Origin of the sequence: Streptomyces sp. NBC_01381 (genome assembly GCF_026340305.1) — a bacterium.
Classification (GTDB): domain Bacteria; phylum Actinomycetota; class Actinomycetes; order Streptomycetales; family Streptomycetaceae; genus Streptomyces.
On the sequence record NZ_JAPEPI010000002.1, the window covers coordinates 1,223,209 to 1,247,371 of the forward strand.

The 24,163-nt window shown below is 70.2% G+C and carries 17 protein-coding genes and 1 pseudogene; 15 read left to right on the forward strand and 3 right to left on the reverse strand.

What is annotated here, in order from left to right:
* Positions 1–20: 20 nt before the first annotated feature.
* The 7 genes and pseudogenes from OG453_RS27350 to OG453_RS27380 form a co-directional block, all read left to right on the forward strand.
* On the forward strand, positions 21–1,265 hold the full coding sequence (locus OG453_RS27350) for a PotD/PotF family extracellular solute-binding protein (protein ID WP_266871167.1): 1,245 nt from the start codon (positions 21–23) through the stop codon (positions 1,263–1,265).
* Between the two features lie 110 nt (positions 1,266–1,375).
* On the forward strand, positions 1,376–2,536 hold the full coding sequence (locus OG453_RS27355) for an ABC transporter ATP-binding protein (protein WP_266871168.1): 1,161 nt from the start codon (positions 1,376–1,378) through the stop codon (positions 2,534–2,536).
* On the forward strand, positions 2,533–3,462 hold the full coding sequence (locus OG453_RS27360; protein WP_266871169.1) for an ABC transporter permease: 930 nt from the start codon (positions 2,533–2,535) through the stop codon (positions 3,460–3,462). Before OG453_RS27355 ends, OG453_RS27360 begins: the two co-directional genes overlap by 4 nt.
* Positions 3,462–4,265 carry an ABC transporter permease gene (locus tag OG453_RS27365; RefSeq protein WP_266871170.1) on the forward strand — a complete coding sequence of 268 codons (804 nt, stop codon included), beginning with the start codon at positions 3,462–3,464 and terminating at the stop codon, positions 4,263–4,265. Before OG453_RS27360 ends, OG453_RS27365 begins: the two co-directional genes overlap by 1 nt.
* Positions 4,266–4,291: 26 nt before the next feature.
* Positions 4,292–5,710 (forward strand): FAD-binding oxidoreductase, encoded by a 1,419-nt coding sequence (locus OG453_RS27370; protein ID WP_266871171.1) that lies wholly within the window; start codon positions 4,292–4,294, stop codon positions 5,708–5,710.
* Between the two features lie 162 nt (positions 5,711–5,872).
* Positions 5,873–6,340 (forward strand): hypothetical protein, encoded by a 468-nt coding sequence (locus tag OG453_RS27375; RefSeq protein WP_266871172.1) that lies wholly within the window; start codon positions 5,873–5,875, stop codon positions 6,338–6,340.
* Positions 6,341–6,585: 245 nt separating this feature from the next.
* A pseudogene (locus OG453_RS27380) lies at positions 6,586–7,590 on the forward strand (chitinase); the annotation flags it as partial.
* Positions 7,591–7,819: 229 nt separating this feature from the next.
* Here the strand turns inward: OG453_RS27380 and OG453_RS27385 are convergent.
* The 3 genes from OG453_RS27385 to OG453_RS27395 all read right to left on the reverse strand — a co-directional run bounded on the left by OG453_RS27385 (position 7,820) and on the right by OG453_RS27395 (position 11,568).
* Positions 7,820–8,446 (reverse strand): phosphatase PAP2 family protein, encoded by a 627-nt coding sequence (locus OG453_RS27385; protein WP_323178672.1) that lies wholly within the window; start codon positions 8,444–8,446, stop codon positions 7,820–7,822.
* Positions 8,447–8,919: 473 nt separating this feature from the next.
* Positions 8,920–10,254 (reverse strand): 4-aminobutyrate--2-oxoglutarate transaminase, encoded by a 1,335-nt coding sequence (gene gabT, locus OG453_RS27390; RefSeq protein ID WP_266871174.1) that lies wholly within the window; start codon positions 10,252–10,254, stop codon positions 8,920–8,922.
* A 147-nt stretch (positions 10,255–10,401) separates the two neighbouring features.
* Complete coding sequence (locus OG453_RS27395) at positions 10,402–11,568, reverse strand: hypothetical protein (protein ID WP_266871176.1); 1,167 nt, start codon at positions 11,566–11,568, stop codon at positions 10,402–10,404.
* Between the two features lie 123 nt (positions 11,569–11,691).
* On the opposite strand from OG453_RS27395, the gene OG453_RS27400 reads away from it, so the two are divergent.
* From OG453_RS27400 to OG453_RS27435, 8 genes are all read left to right on the forward strand, one after another.
* Positions 11,692–14,094 carry an ATP/GTP-binding protein gene (locus OG453_RS27400; protein WP_266873147.1) on the forward strand — a complete coding sequence of 801 codons (2,403 nt, stop codon included), beginning with the start codon at positions 11,692–11,694 and terminating at the stop codon, positions 14,092–14,094.
* A gap of 205 nt (positions 14,095–14,299) precedes the next feature.
* Positions 14,300–15,886, forward strand: coding sequence for a PucR family transcriptional regulator (locus OG453_RS27405; protein WP_266871177.1), 1,587 nt, complete (start codon positions 14,300–14,302; stop codon positions 15,884–15,886).
* 199 nt (positions 15,887–16,085) lie between these two features.
* The gene (locus OG453_RS27410) at positions 16,086–17,531 is read left to right on the forward strand and encodes an aldehyde dehydrogenase family protein (protein ID WP_266871178.1); all 1,446 of its coding nucleotides are present in this window, start codon (positions 16,086–16,088) and stop codon (positions 17,529–17,531) included.
* 257 nt (positions 17,532–17,788) lie between these two features.
* Positions 17,789–19,726, forward strand: coding sequence for an acyl-CoA dehydrogenase family protein (locus OG453_RS27415; protein WP_266871179.1), 1,938 nt, complete (start codon positions 17,789–17,791; stop codon positions 19,724–19,726).
* A 117-nt stretch (positions 19,727–19,843) separates the two neighbouring features.
* On the forward strand, positions 19,844–20,371 hold the full coding sequence (locus OG453_RS27420; protein ID WP_266873148.1) for a hypothetical protein: 528 nt from the start codon (positions 19,844–19,846) through the stop codon (positions 20,369–20,371).
* Positions 20,368–21,381, forward strand: coding sequence for a hypothetical protein (locus OG453_RS27425; protein ID WP_266871180.1), 1,014 nt, complete (start codon positions 20,368–20,370; stop codon positions 21,379–21,381). Before OG453_RS27420 ends, OG453_RS27425 begins: the two co-directional genes overlap by 4 nt.
* 53 nt (positions 21,382–21,434) lie before the next feature.
* Positions 21,435–22,703 carry a 1-deoxy-D-xylulose-5-phosphate reductoisomerase gene (dxr, locus tag OG453_RS27430; RefSeq protein ID WP_266871181.1) on the forward strand — a complete coding sequence of 423 codons (1,269 nt, stop codon included), beginning with the start codon at positions 21,435–21,437 and terminating at the stop codon, positions 22,701–22,703.
* The gene (locus OG453_RS27435; RefSeq protein ID WP_266871182.1) at positions 22,700–24,001 is read left to right on the forward strand and encodes an RIP metalloprotease; all 1,302 of its coding nucleotides are present in this window, start codon (positions 22,700–22,702) and stop codon (positions 23,999–24,001) included. Before dxr ends, OG453_RS27435 begins: the two co-directional genes overlap by 4 nt.
* Positions 24,002–24,163: the final 162 nt, after the last annotated feature.

The window sequence follows — 24,163 nt, forward strand, 5'->3', positions numbered from 1 at the left end:
CCGAAAGGGCAACCAAGCGCATGGAGCAGTACGAGCCCGACCGCCTGTCCCCGCCCCAACTGGCCGCCATGCAGCGCAGCTTCAGGAACGGCAGGGCCTCCCTCACCCGTCGTTCCCTGCTGCGCGCCGGCACCGGCGGCGCGTTCGCCATCGGCGGGCTCGGGGCACTCAGTGCCTGCGGGATCCCGGCGGCGCGCAAGAGCCAGGGTGAAGTCTCGTCCGATGACCACTCGGCCAAGGAGAAGCAGATCTTCTTCTCCAACTGGACCGAGTACATGGACGTCGACGACAAGAAGAACCGCCCCACCCTGGACGCGTTCACCAAGCGCACCGGGATCAAGGTCAAGTACACCGAGGACATCAACGACAACGTCGAGTTCTTCGGGAAGATCAAGCCGCAGCTCGCGGCGGGCCAGGAAACCGGGCGCGACCTCATCTGCGTCACGGACTGGCTCGCGGCCCGGCTCATCCGCTTCGGGTGGGTCCAGAAACTGGACCCGGCCAACCTGCCCCACGCGTACGCCAACCTGGCCTCCCAGTTCCGCAACCCGGACTGGGACCCGGGGCGCGCGTACTCGTACCCCTGGACCGGCATCTCCACCGTCATCGCGTACAACAAGAAGGCGACCGACGGCGAAAAGATCACCTCGGTGTCGCAGCTCCTGGACAACCCGAAGCTCAAGGGCCGCGTCGGCTTCCTCTCCGAGATGCGTGACTCCGTCGGCATGACGCTCATCGACATGGGCAAGGACCCGGGGAAGTTCACCGACGACGACTTCGACGCGGCGATCGCCCGTCTCCAGAAGGCCGTCGACAAGGGTCAGATCCGCCGCTTCACCGGCAACGACTACACGTCGGACCTCGCCAAGGGCGACCTCGCCGCGTGTCTGGCCTGGGCCGGTGACGTCGTCCAGCTGAAGGCCGACAACCCGGAGATCGACTTCCACATCCCGGACGCCGGCTACATCACGTCCACGGACAACCTCCTCGTCCCGAGCAAGGCGCGCCACAAGCGCAACGCGGAACGGCTCATCGACTACTACTACGAGCCCGAGCCCGCCGCCCGCCTCGCCGCGTACATCAACTACGTCTGCCCCGTCGACGGTGTACGCCCCGAGCTCGCGAAGCTCGACAAGGACGCGGCGAACAACACGCTGATCCTCCCGGACAAGGAGATGGCGGCGAAGTCCCGCGGCTTCCGCTCGCTCACGCCGAAGGAAGAGACGGCGTACGAGGAGAAGTTCGCGAAGCTCACGGGGGCGTAGGCGCCTTCGCATTGCCGGTTTGCGTGTGCGGGTCCTTCGTGGCTGGTCGCGCAGTTCCCCGCGCCCCTGACGGGGCAGTCCTGACCCCCTCTACTTCTCCTGGACACACCATGACCTCTGCTCAAGAACACGGCGGCGACGTCCGCCTGACCGGGATCAGCAAGACGTATGGCTCCTTCACCGCCGTACAGCCGCTGGACCTGACCGTGCCGCAGGGCTCCTTCTTCGCGCTGCTCGGCGCATCCGGCTGTGGCAAGACCACGACGCTCCGCATGATCGCGGGACTCGAGGAGCCCACATCGGGCACCGTCCACCTCGGCGACCAGGACGTCACGGCACTGCCGCCCTACAAGCGGCCCGTCAACACCGTCTTCCAGTCGTACGCGCTCTTCCCGCACCTCGACATCTTCGAGAACGTCGCCTTCGGCCTGCGCCGCCGCGGCATCAAGTCCGTGAAGAAGCAGGTCGGCGAGATTCTCGACCTGGTCCAGCTCGGCGAGCAGGCCCGCAAGAAGCCGCACCAGCTCTCCGGCGGCCAGCAGCAGCGCGTCGCCGTCGCCCGCGCCCTGATCAACCACCCCAAGGTGCTGCTCCTCGACGAGCCGCTCGGCGCGCTCGACCTGAAGCTGCGCCGCCAGATGCAGCTCGAACTCAAGCGCATCCAGACCGAGGTGGGCATCACCTTCGTGCACGTCACGCACGACCAGGAGGAGGCCATGACGATGGCCGACCAGGTCGCGGTGATGAACGCGGGCCGCGTCGAACAGCTGGGCGCCCCCGCCGACCTCTACGAGAACCCGGGCACCACCTTCGTCGCCAACTTCCTCGGCACGTCGAACTTCATAGAGGCCGAGATCGCCGGACGCAGCGGCGACGACCTCACCCTGAAGGCGGGCGACGGCAAGCTCACGCTGCCGGCCGCGCGATGTTCGGCCTCCACCGCCACGGGCGGCAAGGTCCTGCTCGGCGTACGCCCGGAGAAGATCTCCCTCACGCACGCCGACGCGGCGGGGGAGATCCCCGAGGGGCGCAACCGCATCACGGGCCGCATCGCCGACAGCAGCTTCATCGGCGTCTCCACGCAGTACGTCGTCGACAGCCCGCTCTGCGACTCCTTCGAGGTGTACGCGCAGAACATCGAGCGCGACACCCGCCTGGTGCCCGGCACCGACGTCGTCCTGCACTGGAACCCGGCGCACACCTTCGGCCTGGACGCCGCGCAGGACGTCGAGGCGGGCGTCGAGAAGGTCGAGGAGGACGCCTCCGCATGACGACGACCCTCACCGAAGCGCCCCCGGAGCAAGAGCCCGAGGCGGCGCCCCGCAAGATCCGCAAACGCGGCCGCCTCGTCCCCTACTGGCTGCTGCTCCCCGGCATCCTCTGGCTCGTCGTCTTCTTCGCGCTGCCGCTGGTCTACCAGGCATCGACCTCGGTCCAGACCGGCTCCCTCGAAGACGGCTTCAAGGTCACCTGGCACTTCGCCACCTACTGGGACGCCCTGAACGACTACTGGCCGCAGTTCCTGCGCTCGGTGATGTACGCGGGCGCCGCCACGATCCTGTGCCTGCTGCTCGGCTATCCGCTCGCGTATCTGATCGCGTTCCGCGCGGGCCGCTGGCGCAACCTCATCCTCGTACTCGTCATCGCGCCGTTCTTCACCAGCTTCCTCATCCGTACGCTGGCCTGGAAGACGATCCTCGCGGACGGCGGGCCCGTGGTGGGCGCCCTCAACTCGCTGCACGTCCTGGACGTCACCAGCTGGCTGGGCGTCACGGAGGGCGACCGGGTCCTCGCCACACCCCTCGCGGTGATCTGCGGACTCACGTACAACTTCCTGCCGTTCATGATCCTGCCGCTCTATACGTCCCTCGAACGCATCGACGGGCGCCTGCACGAGGCGGCGGGCGACCTCTACGCCAAGCCGTCCACCACCTTCCGCAAGGTGACCTTCCCGCTCTCCATGCCGGGTGTCGTCTCCGGAACGCTGCTCACGTTCATTCCGGCGGCCGGCGACTACGTCAACGCGGATCTGCTCGGCTCCACCGACACCCGCATGGTCGGAAACGTCATCCAGACGCAATTCCTGCGCATCCTGGATTACCCGACGGCCGCGGCACTCTCCTTCATCCTCATGGCGGCGATCCTGGTCATGGTCACCGTCTACATCCGTAAGTCCGGGACGGAGGATCTCGTCTGATGGCTGCCTTCTTCCGCTGGCTCCGCGGCAAATTCGTCGTCATCGCGGGTCTGCTCACGCTCGCGTATCTGCTGCTCCCGAACGTCGTCGTGACGGTGTTCTCCTTCAACAATCCGACCGGGCGCTTCAATTACTCCTGGCAGGAGTTCTCGCTCGACGCCTGGAAAGACCCGTGCGGTGTCGCCGACATGTGCGGCTCGCTCTCGCTGAGCCTGCAGATCGCCACCTGGGCGACGATCGGCGCGACGCTGCTCGGCACGATGATCGCCTTCGCTCTCGTCCGCTACCGCTTCCGGGCGCGCGGCGCGGTGAACTCGCTGATCTTCCTGCCGATGGCGATGCCCGAGGTCGTCATGGCCGCCTCGCTGCTCACGCTCTTCCTCAACATGGGCGCGCAGCTGGGCTTCTGGACGGTCCTGATCGCCCACATCATGTTCTGCCTCAGCTTCGTGGTGACCGCCGTCAAGGCGCGCGTCATGTCGATGGACCCGCGCCTGGAACAGGCCGCGCAGGACCTTTACGCGGGTCCCGTGCAGACGTTTCTGAGGGTGACGCTCCCGATCGCCGCGCCGGGCATCGCGGCCGGCGCGCTGCTCGCCTTCGCGCTCTCCTTCGACGACTTCATCATCACGAACTTCAACGCGGGCTCCACCGTGACTTTCCCCATGTTCGTCTGGGGATCGGCGCAGCGGGGCACGCCCGTTCAGATCAATGTGATCGGTACGGCGATGTTCCTCGTCGCCGTGCTTCTGGTGCTCGCCGGAATGCTGCTCGGCAAGCGTCGCAACAGAACCGCCAAGTAAGTGAATTCCTGAAGGAGTTGGAAATCATGGCCCCAAGCGCCATGACCCGTTGGACCAAGTCTCTCTCCGACGCCCAGCCGGTGTCCTACTGGCTGGACGACCCGGGCAAGCCGCACGCCGAGCCCGCCCTCACCGCCGACGAACAGTGCGACCTGCTCGTCGTCGGCGGTGGCTACAGCGGACTGTGGACCGCGCTCATCGCCAAGGAGCGCGACCCGCACCGCGAGGTGGTCCTCGTCGAAGGCCGCGAGGCGGGCTGGGCCGCCTCCGGCCGCAACGGCGGCTTCTGCGCCGCCTCTCTCACGCACGGCATCTCCAACGGCCTGTCCCGCTGGCCCGGCGAGATCGCGAAGCTGGAGGAGCTCGGCGCCCGCAACCTCGACGAGATCGAGGCGGCCGTCAAGCGCTACTCCATCGACTGCGACTTCGAACGCACCGGTGAGATCGACGTGGCGACCCAGCCGCACCAGCTCGCCGAACTCCATGAGATGTACGGCGAGATGGCGGAGCACGGCCTCGCGGACGGGTCCGAACTCCTGGACGCGGACGCGGTGCGCGAGCACGTCGACTCACCCACCTTCCTCGGCGGCCTCTGGGACCGCGAGGGCGTCGCGATGCTCCACCCGGCGAAGCTGGCCTGGGGCCTCAAGCGGGCCTGCCTGGAGAAGGGCGTACGCATCTACGAGCACACGCCCGCGCTCCAACTCGCCTCGTCCGGCGCCGGGATGGCCGTCCGCACCCCCTACGGCCGGGTCCGCGCCCGCCAGGTCGCGCTCGCCACGAACATCTTCCCGTCCCTGGTCAAGCGCCTGCGGCCGTACACGGTCCCGGTCTACGACTACGCGCTGATGACCGAGCCGCTGAGCGAGGAGCAGCTGGCGGCCATCGGCTGGAAGAACCGCCAGGGCCTGGGCGACAGCGCCAACCAGTTCCACTACTTCCGGCTCTCCGCCGACAACCGCATCCTGTGGGGCGGCTACGACGCGATCTACCCCTTCGGCGGCAAGCTGCGCGCCGAGCACGACGACCGCCCCGAGACGTACGCGAAGCTGGCGGGCCACTTTTTCACCTGCTTCCCGCAGCTGGAGGGCCTGCGCTTCACGCACGCGTGGGGCGGCGCGATCGACACCTGCTCGCGCTTCTCGGCGTTCTTCGGCACGGCCCACGCGGGACGCGTCGCATACGCGGCGGGCTACACCGGGCTCGGTGTCGGGGCCACCCGCTTCGGTGCCGACGTCATGCTGGACCTGCTCTCGGGCGAGCGCACGGAACGCACCTCCCTGGAGATGGTCCGCACGAAGCCGCTGCCGTTCCCGCCCGAGCCGTTCGCGTGGACGGGCGTCGCGCTGACCAAGTGGTCCCTGGCGCGAGCCGACGAGAACGGCGGCAGGCGCAACCTGTGGCTGAAGACGATGGACAAGCTGGGCCTCGGCTTCGACAGCTGAGGCGCCCACGGGGCGGGTGTGTCCGACCGGCGTACGCCGGTCGGACACACCCGCCCCTTTGCACTGCCAACTGGTGGCCGAAACCCGCGTAATGCTCCGCCCCCGACCTCCTCTCACCTGTGACAGGCACAGCTGGCGCACAGGAAAAGAGGAGGTCCCTCGATGAATGCCTCAAGGACGAAGTCGGCGGTCGAATGGCTGGTGTCGGTGGCTCCGGATCCGGAGGCCTGCCGCTGGGAGTGGGAGCGAAATCCCCTCGGGGTCGCGCTGTTGCCGGCGGGCAGGCTCTGGGACGTACTCATCCTGCCCGGCGAACTCGGCTACCCCACCCTTGACGTGCTCACCCGCTGCATCGACCGCCCAGGGCCCGTGCTCGCCGACTTCGGCGACGCCCGCATGGGGTTCTTCGTCCCGGCGGGCACGGTCGCCCGCTGGATCGGTACGGGCATCCGCGGTGCGGGGCGCGGCACCTGGATCGTCGTGCCCTATCCCGGGCGGGCCAGTGGCGCGGCGCGCTGGCTGATCCCGCCCGACGGTTCGGGCACGCTGACCGATCCGGCCCTGCTCGAACTCGCGATGCACGAGGCGGCGGCGGGACTCGCGCGGGAGGGGACGGAGTCGGGGGAGTAGCCGGGGCATGGGAGCCCGGGGGCACGGGAGTTGTTGAGGTCTTGACAGACGCATTGGTCTGGACCAAATTAAGCGCGACCCGCCCTCCAATCCCCCCATGCCCGGAGGTAGTTGTGGATCGTTCCTTGTCGCGCTCTCTCAGACGTCTCTCCGTGGCCACGGCCGCCGCCTGCGCGCTCGCCGCGTCCGGCCTTCCGGCCACGACCGCCGAGGCGGACACCGCACAACCGAAGGCCGCCGCCGACCACGCCCTCGTCGGCTATCTGCACACCAGCTTCGCCAACGGCTCCGGCTACACCCGGCTCGCGGACACCCCCGACAGCTGGGACATCATCGACCTCGCCTTCGGCGAGCCGACGTCCGCCACATCGGGCGACATCCGCTTCAGCCTCTGCCCCCAGACCGAGTGCCCGAACGTCGAGTCGAAGGAAGACTTCAAGGCCGCGATCAAGGCCAAGCAGGCGGCGGGCAAGAAGGTCCTGATCTCCATCGGCGGCCAGAACGGCCAGGTACAGCTCACCACCACACAGGCCCGCGACACCTTCGTGTCGTCCGTCTCCGCGATCATCGACGAGTACGGACTCGACGGCCTGGACATCGACTTCGAGGGCCACTCCCTCTCCCTGAACGCCGATGACACGGACTTCAAGAACCCCAAGACCCCGTCGATCGTGAACCTGATCTCCGCGGTGAAGACCCTCAAGTCCAAGTACGGCAGCGGCTTCACGCTCACGATGGCGCCGGAGACCTTCTTCGTCCAGCTCGGCTACCAGTACTACGGCACCGGCAAATGGGGCGGCCAGGACCCGCGCGCCGGCGCGTACCTGCCGGTCATCCACGCCCTGCGCGACGACCTCACCCTGCTGCACGTCCACGACTACAACTCGGGGCCGATCATGGGCCTGGACAACCAGTACCACTCCATGGGCGGCGCGGACTTCCACATCGCGATGACGGACATGCTGCTGACCGGCTTCCCGGTGGCGGGCGACACGAACAACGTCTTCCCCGCCCTGCCCCCGGAGAAGGTGGCCATCGGCATGCCCGCCTCCACCAACGCGGGCAACGGCCATGTGTCGACGGGCGAGGTCAACAAGGCCCTGGACTGCCTGACCAAGGGCACCGACTGCGGCTCGTACCAGACGCACGGCACCTGGCCGGACCTGCGCGGCCTGATGACCTGGTCGATCAACTGGGACCGCTTCAACAACTGGGAGTTCTCGAAGAACTTCGACGCGTACTTCGGCTGACGCGACACCCCGGCCGGACCGGCGCGGGGTCAGGCGAGCACCTGACCCCACAGCCGCACCAGCGCCTCGCGCCACCCGGGGCCGCCCAACGGGCCGAGCAGCGACGGCAGATCGACCGGCACCGACCGCACCCGCGCCGAGGTGCCCCGCCCCAGCGCCGCACCGCGACGCTCGCCCGAGGCGCCGCCGCCCCGCCCGGGTGAAGGAGCACGCAGGTCGCGGTCTCGCCCTATTCCTGGGCCGGTCCACACTCCTCGGCCGACCCGCGACCGTACCGCGCGATCACGATCACCATCACCTGCAGCACCATCCCGAACAGCAGCCAGCCGGCCACCACGTCCAGCGGCCAGTGATATCCGCGCCGCACCAGACCGAGCCCGACCCCGAAGTTCAACAGGGCGCAGGCGATGACCAGTTCGCGTCGGGCGTACGTGCCGCGCAGATGCGGGAGCAGGAGCAGCGCCGCCCCGCCGTAGGCGACCATGGCGGTGGCGGTGTGGCCCGACGGGTAGTAGCCGCTGCCGTCCATGCCGGCCGGTCCTGTGCGGTCGACGAGGACCTTGAGCGGGATCACCAGAGCCGGGACCGCCGCCATCGCCACGACGGCGGTCACCGGGGCGAGCCACCAGCGGAACACACCGTCGAGCCGGCCCCGCCAGGCGGTCCAGGCGGCGACGGCCGCGAGCACGGGTGCGGCGACGGCGACTCCGCCGAGGTCGGCGAGGAACTCGGCGGCGCCGTCAGGGAGCCGGCTCCCGGTGATCCAGGGGCCGAGCCGCTCGTCCGCGTCGCGGAGGGGGCCTTCGGCGATCACCTGCCAGGTGACGATCGCGAAGAGCAGCGCGCACAGGGACATAAAAAGGGCCGGCCACCTCGGAACAGGGGGGGTAGTTCCGAAGTGGCCGGGCTGATCGGCGAACCGCGCGCCCCGGGGGGTTTGGGGCGTGCGGCCATCCGATCGGTGAGGAGTTCCGGAGCCAGAAGCTCCGGGTGTGTGCGCGAGGGCACGACCAAGACGGGGCTGGGGAGGCTCCGTCCCGGTGTCGCCCACAGTCCCCTGTGGGCGGGGTGTTTCTCTCATCTGCAGAAACCGTACGTCAGGTGGTGACGGGCCGACAGGCGGAACGGCAACCCGTCATCGGGCCCGCACACGTTCTTCACACGCCCTGCCCGTCACCCCAGGTCACGGCTCTCTCACCGCGTGAGGTACACACACGTCAGGGCATGTGCGGATACATACGGAGCCGGGATCTTCCCGCTATGGGATGATCCCGGCTCCGTTGACCGCTATCGGCGGCGCCCGCCGTGGTTCGGCCGCCGCCGACGGCGTCAGATGCGGGCGAAGGCCGCCTCGATGATGTCCAGGCCCTCGTTGAGGAGGTCGTCGCCGATCACCAGCGGCGGCAGGAAGCGCAGCACGTTGCCGTACGTGCCACAGGTGAGGACGAGCAGGCCCTCCGCGTGGCAGGCCTTGGCCAGGGCGCCGGTCGCCTCCGGGTTCGGCTCCTTGGTGGCGCGGTCCTTGACCAGCTCGATGGCGATCATGGCGCCACGGCCGCGGATGTCGCCGACGATGTCGTACTTCTCCGCGATGGCGGAGAGGCGCGACTTCATCGTCGCCTCGATCGCCTTGGCCTTGCCGTTGAGGTCGAGCTCCTTCATCGTCTCGATGGCGCCGAGCGCACCGGCGCAGGCCACCGGGTTGCCGCCGTAGGTGCCGCCGAGGCCGCCGGCGTGCGCGGAGTCCATGATCTCGGCGCGACCGGTGACGGCGGCGAGCGGCAGACCACCGGCAATGCCCTTGGCGGTCGTGATCAGGTCCGGGACGATCCCCTCGTCCTCACACGCGAACCACTGACCGGTACGGCAGAAACCGGACTGGATCTCGTCCGCGACGAACACAATTCCGTTGTCGTTGGCGAACTGCACGATCGCCGGCAGGAAGCCCTTGGCCGGCTCGATGAAGCCGCCCTCGCCGAGCACCGGCTCGATGATGATCGCGGCGACGTTGTCCGCGCCGACCTGCTTGCTGATCTGGTCGATGGCCTGCTTGGCGGCCTCGGGACCGGCGTTCTCCTCGCCCGTCGGCCAGCGGTAGCCGTAGGCCACCGGTACGCGGTAGACCTCGGGCGCGAACGGCCCGAAGCCGTTCTTGTACGGCATGTTCTTGCTGGTCAGCGCCATCGTCAGGTTGGTACGGCCGTGGTAGCCGTGGTCGAAGACGACGACGGCCTGGCGCTTGGTGTAGGAGCGGGCGATCTTGACGGCGTTCTCGACGGCCTCGGCGCCGGAGTTGAAGAGCGCGGACTTCTTCTCGTGGTCACCCGGCGTCAGCTCCGCGAGCTGCTCGGCGACGGCGACGTACCCCTCGTACGGCGTGACCATGAAACAGGTGTGGGTGAAGTCGGCGAGCTGCGCGGTCGCGCGGCGCACGACGGCCTCGGCGCTCGCACCGACCGACGTCACGGCGATGCCGGAGCCGAAGTCGATGAAGCGGTTCCCGTCGACGTCCTCGATGATGCCGCCACCGGCACGCGCCGCGAACACGGGCAGCACGGAACCCACCCCACCGGCGACCGTGGCGGTCCGGCGGGCCTGCAGCTCCTGGGACTTCGGCCCGGGAATGGCGGTGACGACGCGGCGCTCCTGCGGAATTTCGGTCATGGAGGGCTCCTGGGGGTGGGGGCGTTACGGACGCACTGTTGCTTTCTTCGCAGGTTAGGGCCGCGGACCGGGGGTGGTCATGCTCCACGGGGGAGTTGTTGGGCGTGGCGGTTGTCCGTGGTGGACATAGCGGTACGCCCTGCGGGGTCAGGGGGTGGGCGCGACGCTCACGGGGCGGGCGCCGCCGGGCATGGAGACCATGCAGCGCGAGCCCTGATCGCCCGCAACCCACAGGCGCGTGACGTTGACGTCGACGTACACCCTCCAGGGACTCGGCGTCAGGACCTGGCCATCAACGGTGATCAGCTGAGTCTTGCCCCGGCTGCGGATCGTGCAGTCGACGGGGCGCCACGGATGGGCGGCGAGCAGGCGCGTCATCCGACGGGTGCTGAGGAGTACGGCGATGTGTAGCGGGAGCCCGGTCAGCTGAGCCATCGCGATGATCACGACAAGGCCGATCTTGTCGTGGCCCTCGTCGAGGGTGATCTCGGCGATCTGTACGGCGAGCAGTGCGGGCCAGACGAGCAGGAGGAGAGCGCGGCGGCGCATTCGGCCGCGCATCGTGCGGGCCGTCGGCGGATGGGAGAGGGCGGGCCGCGTGAGGTCGGCGGTGTCGGGATCCGCCGACGCCGCGGGCGGAGCGTGGCGACGGCTCGCGACCAGGGCGCCGCGCTGCTGAAGAAGGAGCAGCCGACGGGGCGCCCCCGCCTTGCCGTCCGGGCGTGCGGATACGGCGATGACCACATCGCCCCGCGGGTCGCCGCAGCACCACAACACACCGATCTCCGCGCGCTGTTCGGGTATGGCGCCGGGACGGACGCGCCGGAGCCACCAGCGTGCGCGGGGCTCGGCGACGAGGAGGAGCGGAAGCCGCGCGGCCGGGTCCTCGGGAGCCTCCGGATCCGGCACGGCGATCCAGGGTTTGTCGCTCGCCGCCGCCGGATGCGCCGACATCCCGTGCTCGGCGCTCTCGATCAGCCGCCAGGGGTGCCCGCGCAGGGTGCGCCGCATCCGGAATACGCCGGGCAGAGTTCCCGCCAGAAGCATCAGGAGCCGGTACGGGGCATAGACGGTGTACGGGATGAACACCAGCGAGGCCAGGTGGAAGGTGTTCTGCGTGACGTCGAGCAGCACGAACCAGCCGCCGATCCAGGCGGCGAGGGCGAGGACGGTCCTGACCGTGTGCCATCGCCAGGCCCGACGGGTCGACGGGGCGTCCCAGGCGGTGGAGTCCACGGACGGCGGCGGCGCGGGGCGCTGGCCCCGGTCCGGCGTTCCCACGGCGGCTGTGTCGAGATCCTTGTGGTCGGCCATCGGGAGACGGTAGCGGGACGGCCGCGTAAGGATACGTACGGCCGCGTATCCGGTGAACTCCCCCTGTGGGGGCACTAGATTGACCCGCGGAACAGCAGAGCGGCAGGTCAGGGGGCAATGGACATGGATTCCGACGGCACGCAGGATGCGCAGGGCACTCACGCCACCCCCGTGCCACGCCCCGCGCGCGCCTTGCCACCCATGCCCTCCGGCTTGCCGCCAGTGCCGCGCCAGTCACCGGGTGCTCTGCCGGCGGTAAGCGACTGGCTGTCGGCGCCGCGGCCCAAGGCGGGGCTCGGCATCTGGAGGTTCCGTCATGTTCCGCCGCCGGAGGGCGACGGCAAGCAGCGGATGGATCGCGCCCTCGTGGCGGGGGTCGTGATCTCCCTGGTGATCGGGCTGTTCCTCTGGTCGATGTGGCGTGAGGCCGCCATTCCCTATCAGGGGGCGGTCATCAGGCTTTTCGTCCGGGCGGAGTGGTTCTATCCGGGGACCCTCGCTCCGAGGGAAAATATGTGGCAGGGCTACGAAGCCAGGGTGGCCGCCAGCGGCGTGTTCCTCGGGTTGCTCGTCTACGGAGTCGGCCGCATCGGAAACTGGGGCGAGGTGCTCCGGCATCTCATCAGCCGCAGGGATCAGCCCGGCCGGGCGCTTCGTGCTGCGGCGGGCGCGCTGATCGTGCTGATGTTCGTCTGGCCTGAGGCCTTTCCCGGGGTCGCCTGGGATCCTCTGCCGATCTTCACCGGCGTGATGGCGCTGATCGCGCTGTTCTCGGGCGGTTTCGAGATCTTCGAGAACGAGATCATCACGTACGGGGTGTATGTACTGATCACCGCGGCGGTGCTCTGGCCGTTCGCGAAACTGGGTGACTGGGTGGGTTTGCTGCGCACGTGGCTCGCCCGCCCGCGGCCGGTCAAGAACGGCCTGGTGCCATCACCTCCCCAGCGGCCCGCGTCCGTGGCATCGCGGGCCCAGTGGCCGGAGCTCAGGGGAGAGGGCCGGGACAAGGCGGCGGATGTGCTGTCCGCCGCGGTGCTGAGCGGTCAGATGAACGACGTCGACTGTGTGCGGGTGCGCCGGATGTGGAGCACGGCGGGTGGGGACCCCGCGCTGCGCGACGCGTTCGACGACACGGTGCTGCAGCAGGGCGGGGCAGCCTGGACGCACCCCTCCGGAGCGCGCGATCTTCCCTCCCGCACGGCGACCCACGACCTTCTGGTCGGGCAGGTCCGCATCGGACGGTGCGTGCCCGAGGACCGCAACCCCGCCGGCAGTCGCGGCGCGGGCATCGCCCTGGAGACCGCCGTCCTCGGCACCTCGCTCCTGGCGGTCGGTCCTTCCGGGGCCGGCAAGACCGAGCGGCTCGTTCGCCCGGTTGTGGAGTCCCTCTCCCTACAGGCGCTCACCGGCCAGTGCGCGGTCATCGCGGTCTGCGCGGCCGGTACACCACTCGGCGGTGACGACGGATACGACGTCGTCGTCAAGCTCGGCGACCCCACGTCCGTGCACGACCTCGACCTCTACGCGGGCACATCGGATCCCGACGAGGCCGCGTCCTTCCTGGCCGAGGGGCTTGTCGGCGACCTCGCCGCCGTCGACAGCCGCCGCGCGGCGACGACGTTGGCCCAGGTGCTCGGCCCCTATTGGGCGGCGTACGGCCGTTTCCCCTCGGTGCCCGTCCTGCGTGAACTGCTCGAAGGCGTGCCCTCGGCCCTGTCGGATCTGCGCGACGCCCTCCGGTCCGACGACCACGCCGTGATGCGGCGCGAACTTGACGCCCGCGTCCGGCAGCAGGGCAGTGCAGCCGATCCGGGACCGGCGCTCGCCGACAGGCTCGCACTCCTCGACCGCCCCGCCTTCGCCGAGTTCTTCGACTCGGGGAGCGACAGCCCGTTCTCCCTGCGTGCGGTGATGCATCACCCCATGCGCGTGCGCATCGATCTGCCCGAACGCGGGCACGGGGAGGCTTCGCGGCTGATCACGCGTCTCCTCCTGGCTCAGTTCATCTCCATGGTGCACACTCGCGGCGACCGTGAGCACTTCGTCTGCCTGGTCCTCGACGACGCCACCCGCGTGGTGACCGACGAGACGGTCCAGGGCATCCAGCGCCTCCGATCCGTGAACGCCGGGGTGGTATTGGCCCTGCGTACCGTCAGTGACGTACCCGAGGCACTGCAGGGGCCGTTGTACGCGACCGTAGGCTGCCGTATGGCGTTCTCCGGGGTCACCACATGGGACGGCAGACGCTTCGCGGAGGCGTGGGGAACGTCGTGGATCGAGACCCGTGAGGTCGCCCAGCACGCCATCTTCGCCGATCAGCCGATGACGCGCGCCCTGCACGCCTTTCGCAAATTCGTCACGGGCAAGGCCGTGACGCGGGACGCCGTAACCGTCCGCCAGGTCGAGCGCGAGCGGTGGTCCGCGTCCGAGCTGGCGCACGCGGTGCCCGCGGGGCATGCGGTGCTCTCGCTGACGGATGTGAGGGGCGAGCACGCGCCGCCGCTGCTCGTGGATCTCCGGGGTTAGTCGCCAGGGCATAGGTAGGGATGTACGTACGGGGTAATCGGTCTCGTACGTACCGTACGGTGAGGCAGAATCGACACAGGTCGTTCATACGTAGCGGCCAAAAGATCCACATCTCGTCCGCGATTCGATGTACGGGCCGGACGGGTGCCGTCTCACCCGACGCCGTCGACTCCCAGACCTGCCACTGACCCGACCTGAAGGTCCCATGCCGCCCACGCTCGCCTCCCTCGTCCACCACTCCGCGCTCAAGCTGACGGTGCGCGCCGGTGAGGAGCATCTGGACGCGCCTGTGCGCTGGGCGCATGCCAGTGAGCTCACCGACCCCGTGCCCTACATGGAGGGCGGCGAGCTCCTCCTGATCACCGCGCTCAAGCTGGACGCGGAGGATCCCGACGGGATGCGCCGCTATGTGAAGCGGCTCGCGGCGGCCGGCGTCGTCGGGCTCGGCTTCGCGGTCGGCGTGCACTACGACGACATTCCGCAGGCGCTGCTCGAGGCCGCCGAGGGCGAGGGGCTCCCGCTCCTGGAGGTGCCACGGCGCACGCCGTTCCTCGCCATCAGCAAGGCCGTGTCGGCCGCGATCGCCGCCGACCAGTACCGCGCGGTGACGGCGGGCTTCGCCGCCCAGCGCGAGCTGACCAAGCAGGCGCTGAGCGACGGCCCCGAGGGGCTGCTCGCCGCGCTGGCCGGGCAGGTGGACGGCTGGGCGGCGCTGTACGACGCCTCGGGCGCCGTCGTCGCCACGGCACCCGAGTGGGCGTCCCGCAGGGCCGCCCGCCTCACCTCCGACGTCGAGCGGCTGCGGGACCGGACGGCCCCCGCGAGCGCGGTCGTCGCCGGCGCCGAGGACCGCGTGGAGCTGCACTCGATCGGCACCGGGCGGCGGCCACGCGCCGCGCTCGCCGTCGGCACGGCGTCCACCCTCGGCACGGCCGAGCGGTACGCGCTGCACTCCGCCATAGCGCTCCTCACCCTCACCACGGAGCGCAACCGCTCGCTGCACGCCGCCGAGGCGCGGATCGGGGCCGCGGTGCTTCGGATGCTGCTCGCGGGGGAGCCGGATCACGCGCGGACCGTGGCGGGAGAGCTGTACGGAGGGCTCCTCGACGCCCCGTTCCGCCTCGTGGTGGCCGAAGTGCCGGCCTCCGCCCCCGAGGGCGGCGACCCGCTCGCCGGGCTCACCGACGCCGTCGAGTCGGCCGCCGCGCGCGCCGGCGAGGCGCTCCTCGTCGTGCCGTACGGCGAGCGGCTCGTGCTGCTCGTCGTGGACGGCGGGGCGGGGGCCGCGGCCTGCGTCGCCCACGCGGAACAGCTGGAGTCCGGCCGCTCGGAGGTGCGCGAGCAGGGCGCGGGCGACGACGCATCGCTCCTGATGGGGCTCTCCGCGCCGGCCGGGCCGATCGCGGCCGCCACGGCATACAAGCAGGCCGACCAGGCCCTGTCCGTGGCCCGGCGGCGGGGCCGCACGCTGGTCGAGCACGAGGAGCTGGCGGCGGGCTCCGTCCTTCCCCTCCTCGCCGACGACGCGGTGCGGGCGTTCGCCGACGGGCTCCTGCGTGCGCTGTACGAGCACGACGCCACCGGCCGGGGCGATCTGATCGCCTCGCTGCGGGCCTGGCTGTCCCGGCACGGCCAGTGGGACGCGGCGGCGGCGGACCTCGGCGTCCACCGGCACACGCTGCGCTACCGCATGCGGAGGGTCGAGGAGATCCTCGGCCGCAGCCTGGACGATCCGGACGTCCGCATGGAGCTGTGGCTCTCCTTGAAGGCGACGTCGAGCGGCACGGAGTAGGCGCCGCCGGGTCATCGGCGGGCCCTCGGCGGGCCATCGGCGGGCCATCGGCGGTGCGCAAGCCTCCCGCCCCTGCCAAAGCGGCGCAGACCCAGTGTCCAACGCACCGCGTCGGACAAACGCCCCGCACCCTTACCGCCCCTACGGTGGGGAACGTACCCCCCAAGACACACCTTTCGCGGAAGGGCCGGGAATCGACATGACTTCCATCCACGCCTTCTGGCTCGCCGGTCGCCAGACCACCGGTGAGACCACTCTCGACGTCACTTCGCCCTGGGACGGGCGGCTCGTCGGCAAGGCGGCCGTCCCGACCGACGCCCAGGTCGAGGAGGCCGTCGCCGCCGCGTACGCCGTGCGCGACGAGTTCGCCGCGACGCCGGCCCACGTCCGTGCCGCGGCCCTCTCCCACGTGTCGAACCGCCTGGTCGAGCGCACGGAGGAGATCGCCCAGCTGATCTCCGCGGAGAACGGCAAGCCGATCAAGTGGGCCCGCGGCGAGGTCGGCCGCGCGGTCTCCGTGTTCCGGTTCGCCGCGGAGGAGGCCCGCCGCTTCAACGGCGGCGAGGCCCAGCGTCTGGACACCGACGCCGGCGGCCAGGGCCGCCTCGCCCTGACCCGCCGCTTCCCCAAGGGCGTCGTCCTCGGCATCGCGCCGTTCAACTTCCCGCTGAACCTCTGCGCCCACAAGATCGCCCCGGCGATCGCCGTCGGCGCGCCGATCATCCTGAAGCCGGCGCCCGCGACCCCGCTGTCCGGCCTCCTCATCGGCGAGCTCCTCGCCGAGACCGAGCTCCCGGCCGGTTCCTGGTCCGTGCTCCCCGTCGCCAACGACAAGATGCCCGCCCTGGTCCAGGACGAGCGCATGCCGGTCATCTCCTTCACCGGCTCCGACAAGGTCGGCTACGCGATCATGGACTCGGTGCCGCGCAAGCACTGCACCCTGGAGCTCGGCGGCAACGGCGCGGCCGTCGTCCTGGACGACTTCTCCTCCGACGAGGACCTCGACTGGGCCGCCTCGCGCATCGCGACCTTCTCCAACTACCAGGGCGGCCAGTCCTGCATCTCGGTGCAGCGGGTCATCGCCGACGCGTCCGTCTACGACCGCCTCGTGCCGCGCGTCGTCAAGGCCGTCGAGGCCCAGGTCACCGGCGACCCGTCCGACCCTGCCACCGAGGTCGGCCCGCTCGTCAACGAGGACGCCGCCAAGCGCGTGGAGTCCTGGGTCGACGAGGCCGTCAACGCGGGCGCGAAGCTCCTCGCCGGCGGCAAGCGGGACGGCGCCGCGTACGCGCCGACCGTGCTCGCCGACGTACCGGCCGATGTGACCATCGCCTGCGAGGAGGTCTTCGGACCGGTCCTCACGCTCAAGAAGGTGGACGGCGAGGCGGAGGCGTTCGCCGCCGTCAACGACTCCAAGTACGGCCTCCAGGCGGGCGTCTTCACGCACGACCTGCAGACCGCCTTCCGCGCCCACCGCGACCTCGAGGTCGGCGGCGTGGTCATCGGCGACGCCCCGTCCTACCGCGCCGACCAGATGCCGTACGGCGGCGTCAAGCAGTCCGGCGTGGGCCGCGAGGGCGTGGCGTTCGCGATGGACGACTACACGTACGAGCGGGTCATGGTCCTGACGGGCCTCGCCCTGTAGGACACCTGCGAGGCACCCGCAAGACACTTCACGAACCGAACGGCCGGAGCCCACTGTGCGGGGGCTCCGGCCGTTCTCGTGTCCGGGCCCGCGGGGCGGACGCGGTGCGGCCAAACGCTGCGCGAGGACTGGTGGGGTTCGGGTGGATCGGGTACATACGATCCATACGATCGAGTAGCACCAGTCAGTAACCGACCGGGTCGCAATCGGTTCCATCGGCACCGACCGGCCCCACTCCGCGGCGAGGTGAGCTCCTCATGTCCGCACCAACCCCCAAACCGTCCGTCAGCGAGCGCGAGGCCCGGCAGGTCGCCGAGGCCGCTCGTGAGCAGGACTGGCGCAAGCCCAGCTTCGCCAAGGAACTCTTCCTGGGCCGCTTCCGGCTCGACCTGATCCATCCGCACCCGCTGCCCGCGGACGAGGACGCCCAGCGCGGCGAGGAGTTCCTGGCCAAGCTCCGCGACTTCTGCGAGACGAAGATCGATTCGGCGCGCATCGAGCGCGAGGCGCAGATCCCCGACGAGGTGATCAACGGGCTCAAGGAGCTCGGCGCCCTCGGCATGAAGATCGACACGAAGTACGGCGGGCTCGGCCTCACCCAGGTGTACTACAACAAGGCCCTCGCCCTCGTCGGCTCCGCGAACCCGGCGATCGGCGCGCTGCTCTCCGCCCATCAGTCGATCGGCGTACCGCAGCCGCTGAAGCAGTTCGGCACCCAGGAGCAGAAGGACGAGTTCCTGCCGCGCTGTGCCCGCACGGACATCAGCGCGTTCCTGCTCACCGAGCCGGACGTCGGCTCCGACCCGGCGCGCATGGCGATGACGGCCGTGCCGGACGGTGACGACTACGTCCTGGACGGCGTGAAGCTGTGGACCACCAACGGTGTCGTCGCCGATCTGCTCGTGGTCATGGCGCGGGTGCCGAAGTCCGAGGGCCACAAGGGCGGCATCACCGCCTTCGTCGTCGAGGCCGCGTCGGACGGCATCACCGTCGAGAACCGCAACGCCTTCATGGGGCTGCGAGGGCTTGAGAACGGCGTCACCCGCTTCCACCAGGTCCGCGTCCCGGCGACGCACCGCATCGGCCCCGAGGGCGCGGGGCTCAAGATCGCTCTCACCACCCTCAACACCGGACGCCTCTCACTGCCCGCGATGTGCGTGGGCGCCGGCAAGTGGTGTCTGAAGATCGCCCGCGAGTGGGCGGGGGCGCGCGAGCAGTGGGGCAAGCCGGTCGCGTTCCACGAGGCGGTCGGCGCGAAGATCTCCTTCATCGCGGCGACGACCTTCGCCCTCGAAGCCGTACTCGACCTCTCCTCGCAGATGGCCGACGAGGACCGCAACGACATCCGCATCGAGGCCGCCCTCGCCAAGCTGTACGGCTCGGAGATGGGCTGTCTGATGGCGGACGAACTCGTCCAGATCCGCGGCGGCCGCGGCTTCGAGACCGCCGAGTCGCTCGCGGCCCGCGGCGAGCGCGCCGTCCCCGCCGAACAGGTCCTGCGCGACCTGCGCATCAACCGCATCTTCGAGGGCTCGACGGAGATCATGCACCTGCTGATCGCCCGCGAGGCCGTGGACGCGCACCTGAAGGTGGCGGGCGACCTGATCGACCCGGACAAGTCCCTGTCCGACAAGGCGAAGGCGGGCGCGAAGGCGGGCGGCTTCTACGCCCGCTGGCTCCCGAAGCTGGTCACAGGGGCGGGCCAACTCCCGCGCTCGTACGCCGAGTTCCACCCCAGCGGGCACGCGGACCTCTCCCCGCACCTGCGCTACGTAGAACGCAATGCCCGCAAGCTGGCCCGCTCGACCTTCTACGCGATGTCGCGCTGGCAGGGAAAGATGGAGACCAAGCAGGGCTTCCTGGGCCGCGTGGTCGACATCGGCGCCGAGCTCTTCGCGATGAGCGCGGCCTGCGTGCGCGCCGAGCTCCTGCGCACCACGGAGGAGCACGGCCGCGAGGCCTACCAGCTGGCCGACACCTTCTGCCGCCAGTCCCGCATCCGCGTCGACGAGCTCTTCGACCGCCTGTGGACCAACACCGACGACATCGACCGCAAGGTCGTCAAGGGCGTCCTCTCCGGTACGTACACCTGGCTGGAGTCCGGCGTCGTCGACCCCAGCGGCGAAGGACCCTGGATCGCGGCCGCGACCCCGGGCCCGACGAAACGGGAGAACGTCCATCGCCCCATCCGTTGATCGCGGAGCGCTCTGCGGCCCTTCCTCTGCGGCAGCCCCGGCCCTACGCTCAGGCGGCGGGACTCCTGGAACCGGAGTCCCGCCGTCGTACCGCCGGGGGATGCCGTGGACGTGCCGATGCTCATCCTGCTGGGGGCGGCGGGGGGTGTGCTGCGCGGCGTGCTCGACGCCTACAACTGCGTACTCGACTGGCAGGCGGCGCGACGCGAACACCGGCAGGCGCCTGCCGCCGGGCAGGAGTCCCAACTGCCGCTGTTCCGGGACTACTTCGACCCCGTGGCCGATACCGCTGCAGCCGTCATCCACAGCGGGATGGGCGCCGGTGCCGCCGTGCTCTTCGGCACCACCGGCCAGATCAGCGGCGCGTACGCGGCGTTCGTCGTCGGAGTGTCGGCCCCGGTGATCCTGACCCAGCTCGGGCGCATCCAGGCGGTGAGCGACGCCGTCACCGGTGCGCCGACGGCGCCCGCGCCCGCGCCGGCTCCCGAGGCGGCCGGGGCGCAGCAGACCGAGCCGCTCGGGCCGCGCGTCCGGCCCACCGTGGTGCCTCCGCCCGCTCAGGCCCAGGAACCGCAGGCCGAGCCCCGCCCGCAGCCCCGCCGCATCCATGGATCCTCCGCCGGGGAAGAGGGGACGGCGCTGTGACCCGCCCCTCCATGAACCGCAGGATCGGCTCGGCGGTGCTCGGCGTCGGCCGCACCTCCGCCCGGCCGGCGGGCGCCCCCCGCAGGGCCGAACTCCCGCTCGGCCGCCGGGTGCTCGCCGCGCTCCTCGGCATCCGCGTGAGCGCGGCGCCGCAGGGCGCTGCCCCGACTCCGGCCCCCTCTCCGGCACCGACCCCGGCTCTCTCTCCGGCACCCGAGCAGCCCGCGCCGGAACCGCCGCGGTCCGAGCCCGCGACTTCGCAGCGCCCTCCGCGTCCCCCTTCGTCCCGCACCGCGCCGTACCTGCTCCCCGAGGACCGCGCGGCATTCGAGTCGCTGCTCGACGGGGTGCTGCGCACCACCCATGAGTGGCCCGAACTCGCCTCGGTGGGGCAGCGCGTCAACACCGAGCAGCTGCGCACCATGGCCACGAACGCGTCCGCACTCATCACCTCTGCCGCCGCGGCGGAGTACCTCCACTACGTGAAGGTGCGCGACGAGTTGCGCGCATCGGCCGCGCCGACCGGTGTCGCGGCAAGGGGAGAGGTCCGCGACGAGACCGGCGGCGGTCTCTCGGCGGTCCTCGCCGTGCTCGTACCCGTACTCGCCGGGACGGCGGCCGTGATCTTCCTGCTCATCGGGTACGTCCTGAAGATGCTCACCCCCGAGCCCGGCTTTGCCGACGCCATGATCGGTGCCGGGTGGTTCTTCGGTGCCGTCACCGCCGCGGGGCTGCTGTTCGCCGCGGTCGGCCTGGTGGTCACCGCACTGCGCCATCGCTCCACCGCGGCGGGGCTGCAGACCGACCGGGAGGACGAGATCGCCCGAGCCAGGGAAGCCTGGCGTCACGCACTCCTGGAACGCGGCATCGTGCCCTTCCTGAGGGAAGCGCTGGCGGATCCCCACCAGGGCACGGACCCACGCGCTTGGCACGGCGCCAGCCCCCAAGTCCCGCCCCTCCGCTACGCCGCACGACCGGACAGCCACGCCCCGGAACACGAGACCGAGTGACCGGATCGGGGCGCAGTGCACCCGCACACAGCCGCCCACGCAAGAATGGGGGCATGAGCGACAGCCCTGCCCCCCTCGCGGACCCGCATCTCGTCTTCGACCCCGTGGTCACGGACGGCCCGCGGGACATCGTCATCCTCGGCTCGACGGGGTCGATCGGCACCCAGGCCATCGACCTCGTCCTGCGCAACCCCGGCCGCTTCCGCGTCACCGCGCTCTCCGCCGCGGGCGGCCGCGTCGGGCTGCTCGCCGAGCAGGCGCGGCAGCTGCGCGTGCGGACCGTCGCGGTGGCCCGCGAGGACGTCGTACCGGCGCTGCGCGAGGCCCTCAAGGGGCAGTACGGCGACGGGGAGCCGCTCCCCGAGATCCTCGCCGGGCCCGACGCGGCCACCCAGCTCGCCGCGTCCGAGTGCCACACGGTCCTGAACGGCATCACCGGCTCCATCGGCCTCGCGCCCACCCTCGCCGCCCTCGAAGCGGGCCGCACGCTCGCGCTCGCCAACAAGGAGTCGCTGATCGTCGGCGGCCCCCTGGTGAAGGCCCTCGCCAAGCCGGGCCAGATCATCCCCGTCGACTCCGAGCACGCCGCCCTCTTCCAGTCGCTCGCCGCCGGCACCCGCGCCGACGTACGCAAACTGGTCGTCACCGCTTCCGGTGGCCCGTTCCGGGGACGTACGAAGGCCGAGCTGGCGAACGTCACCCCGGACGACGCGCTCGCGCACCCCACCTGGGCCATGGGCCCGGTCATCACCGTCAACTCGGCGACGCTCGTCAACAAGGGCCTGGAGGTCATCGAGGCGCACCTCCTCTACGACATCCCGTTCGAGCGCATCGAGGTCGTCGTCCACCCGCAGTCCTACGTGCACTCCATGGTCGAGTTCACCGACGGCTCGACGCTGGCCCAGGCCACGCCGCCCGACATGCGCGGCCCCATCGCCATCGGCATCGGCTGGCCGGAGCGGGTGCCGGACGCGGCCCCCGCGTTCGACTGGACGAAGGCGTCGAGCTGGGAGTTCTTCCCGCTCGACAACGACGCTTTCCCGTCGGTCGGGCTCGCCCGGCATGTGGGGAAGCTCGCGGGCACGGCCCCGGCAGTGTTCAATGCCGCCAACGAGGAGTGCGTGGACGCGTTCTTGAACGGCGCCTTGCCCTTCAACGGGATCATGGAGACCGTGACACAGGTCGTCGCCGAACACGGCGACCCCGACATTTCTGCGTCGGGAACTTCCCTGACCGTCGCGGACGTCCTCGAAGCGGAGACCTGGGCGCGTGCCCGGGCCCGTGAACTGACGGCGAAGGCGACCGCGGAGGCCCGCGCATGACGACCTTGATGATGATCCTCGGCATAGTCGTCTTCGCGGTCGGACTGCTGTTCTCGATCGCCTGGCACGAGCTGGGCCACCTGTCGACCGCCAAGCTGTTCGGCATCCGCGTGCCGCAGTACATGGTGGGCTTCGGCCCGACGATCTTCTCGCGCAAGAAGGGCGACACCGAGTACGGCATCAAGGCCATCCCCCTGGGCGGCTACATCCGCATGATCGGCATGTTCCCGCCAGGACCGGACGGCAAGATCGAGGCCCGCTCGACGTCCCCCTGGCGCGGCATGATCGAGGACGCCCGGTCGGCCGCCTTCGAGGAGCTCAAGCCCGGCGACGAAACCCGCCTCTTCTACACGCGCAAGCCCTGGAAGCGCGTGATCGTGATGTTCGCGGGCCCCTTCATGAACCTGATCCTCGCCGTGGCGATCTTCCTCGGCGTGATGATGACGTTCGGCATCAGCACCCAGACGAACCAGGTCGGCAAGGTCTCGGACTGTGTCATCCAGCAGAGCGAGAACCGCTCGACCTGCGAGAAGGGCGACAAGCCCTCGCCCGCCAAGGCCGCGGGCCTGAAGCTGGGCGACAAGATCGTCGGCTTCCAGGGGCAGCCCGTCGAGGACTGGTCCACGCTCCAGTCGGAGATCCGCGAGACCATCGGCCCGGCCACCATCACGGTCGAGCGCGACGGCAAGCGGGTGGACCTGCACGCCACCCTGATCAAGAACCAGGTCAGCAAGACGGACGGCGACGGCGGCTACGTGGAAGGGAAGTACGTCTACGCCGGCTTCCTCGGCTTCACCCCGGCCACCGGCATCGTCCAGCAGGGCTTCGGCGACTCCGTGGACCGCATGGGCGACATGATGGAGAACGGCGTCGAGTCGCTCGTCGCCCTGCCGTCCAAGGTCCCCGACCTGTGGGACGCGGCCTTCGGGGACGGCGACCGCAAGCAGGACTCCCCGATGGGCGTCGTGGGCGCGGCCCGCGTGGGCGGCGAGGTCTTCACCCTGGACATCCCGCCGGAGAACCAGATCGCGATGATGCTGTTCCTGGTGGCGGGCTTCAACCTGTCGCTGTTCCTCTTCAACATGCTCCCGCTGCTGCCGCTGGACGGCGGGCACATCGCGGGCGCCCTGTGGGAGTCGGTGCGGCGGAAGGCGGCCAAGCTCCTGAAGCGGCCCGACCCGGGCCCCTTCGACGTCGCGAAGCTGATGCCGGTCGCCTACGTGGTCGCGGGAATCTTCATCTGCTTCACGATCCTGGTGCTGATCGCGGACGTGGTGAACCCGGTGAGGATTTCCTGAGAAGGGCCTGATTAAGCGAAGTTTGCGGCGGCCGGGCACAGTATGTGTCCGGCCGCCCACTATTGGGTGGACTCCGGGGCGTGATGTGCCCGAGCCCTGTGGGGTGCCGTAATCTCGAAGCCTGGAGCCCGCCGATCTCGGGACCTTGATCCACACTGTGAT

Coding starts and splice junctions, on each gene's coding strand:
- OG453_RS27420 (WP_266873148.1), top strand. CDS start 19,844: ATGCTCATCCTGCTGGGGGCGGCGGGGGGTGTGCTGCGCGGCGTGCTC.
- OG453_RS27355 (WP_266871168.1), top strand. CDS start 1,376: ATGACCTCTGCTCAAGAACACGGCGGCGACGTCCGCCTGACCGGGATC.
- OG453_RS27365 (WP_266871170.1), top strand. CDS start 3,462: ATGGCTGCCTTCTTCCGCTGGCTCCGCGGCAAATTCGTCGTCATCGCG.
- OG453_RS27375 (WP_266871172.1), top strand. CDS start 5,873: ATGAATGCCTCAAGGACGAAGTCGGCGGTCGAATGGCTGGTGTCGGTG.
- OG453_RS27350 (WP_266871167.1), top strand. CDS start 21: ATGGAGCAGTACGAGCCCGACCGCCTGTCCCCGCCCCAACTGGCCGCC.
- OG453_RS27415 (WP_266871179.1), top strand. CDS start 17,789: ATGTCCGCACCAACCCCCAAACCGTCCGTCAGCGAGCGCGAGGCCCGG.
- OG453_RS27360 (WP_266871169.1), top strand. CDS start 2,533: ATGACGACGACCCTCACCGAAGCGCCCCCGGAGCAAGAGCCCGAGGCG.
- OG453_RS27400 (WP_266873147.1), top strand. CDS start 11,692: ATGGATTCCGACGGCACGCAGGATGCGCAGGGCACTCACGCCACCCCC.
- dxr (WP_266871181.1), top strand. CDS start 21,435: ATGAGCGACAGCCCTGCCCCCCTCGCGGACCCGCATCTCGTCTTCGAC.
- OG453_RS27405 (WP_266871177.1), top strand. CDS start 14,300: ATGCCGCCCACGCTCGCCTCCCTCGTCCACCACTCCGCGCTCAAGCTG.
- OG453_RS27435 (WP_266871182.1), top strand. CDS start 22,700: ATGACGACCTTGATGATGATCCTCGGCATAGTCGTCTTCGCGGTCGGA.
- OG453_RS27410 (WP_266871178.1), top strand. CDS start 16,086: ATGACTTCCATCCACGCCTTCTGGCTCGCCGGTCGCCAGACCACCGGT.
- OG453_RS27395 (WP_266871176.1), bottom strand. CDS start 11,568: ATGGCCGACCACAAGGATCTCGACACAGCCGCCGTGGGAACGCCGGAC.
- gabT (WP_266871174.1), bottom strand. CDS start 10,254: ATGACCGAAATTCCGCAGGAGCGCCGCGTCGTCACCGCCATTCCCGGG.
- OG453_RS27385 (WP_323178672.1), bottom strand. CDS start 8,446: ATGTCCCTGTGCGCGCTGCTCTTCGCGATCGTCACCTGGCAGGTGATC.
- OG453_RS27370 (WP_266871171.1), top strand. CDS start 4,292: ATGGCCCCAAGCGCCATGACCCGTTGGACCAAGTCTCTCTCCGACGCC.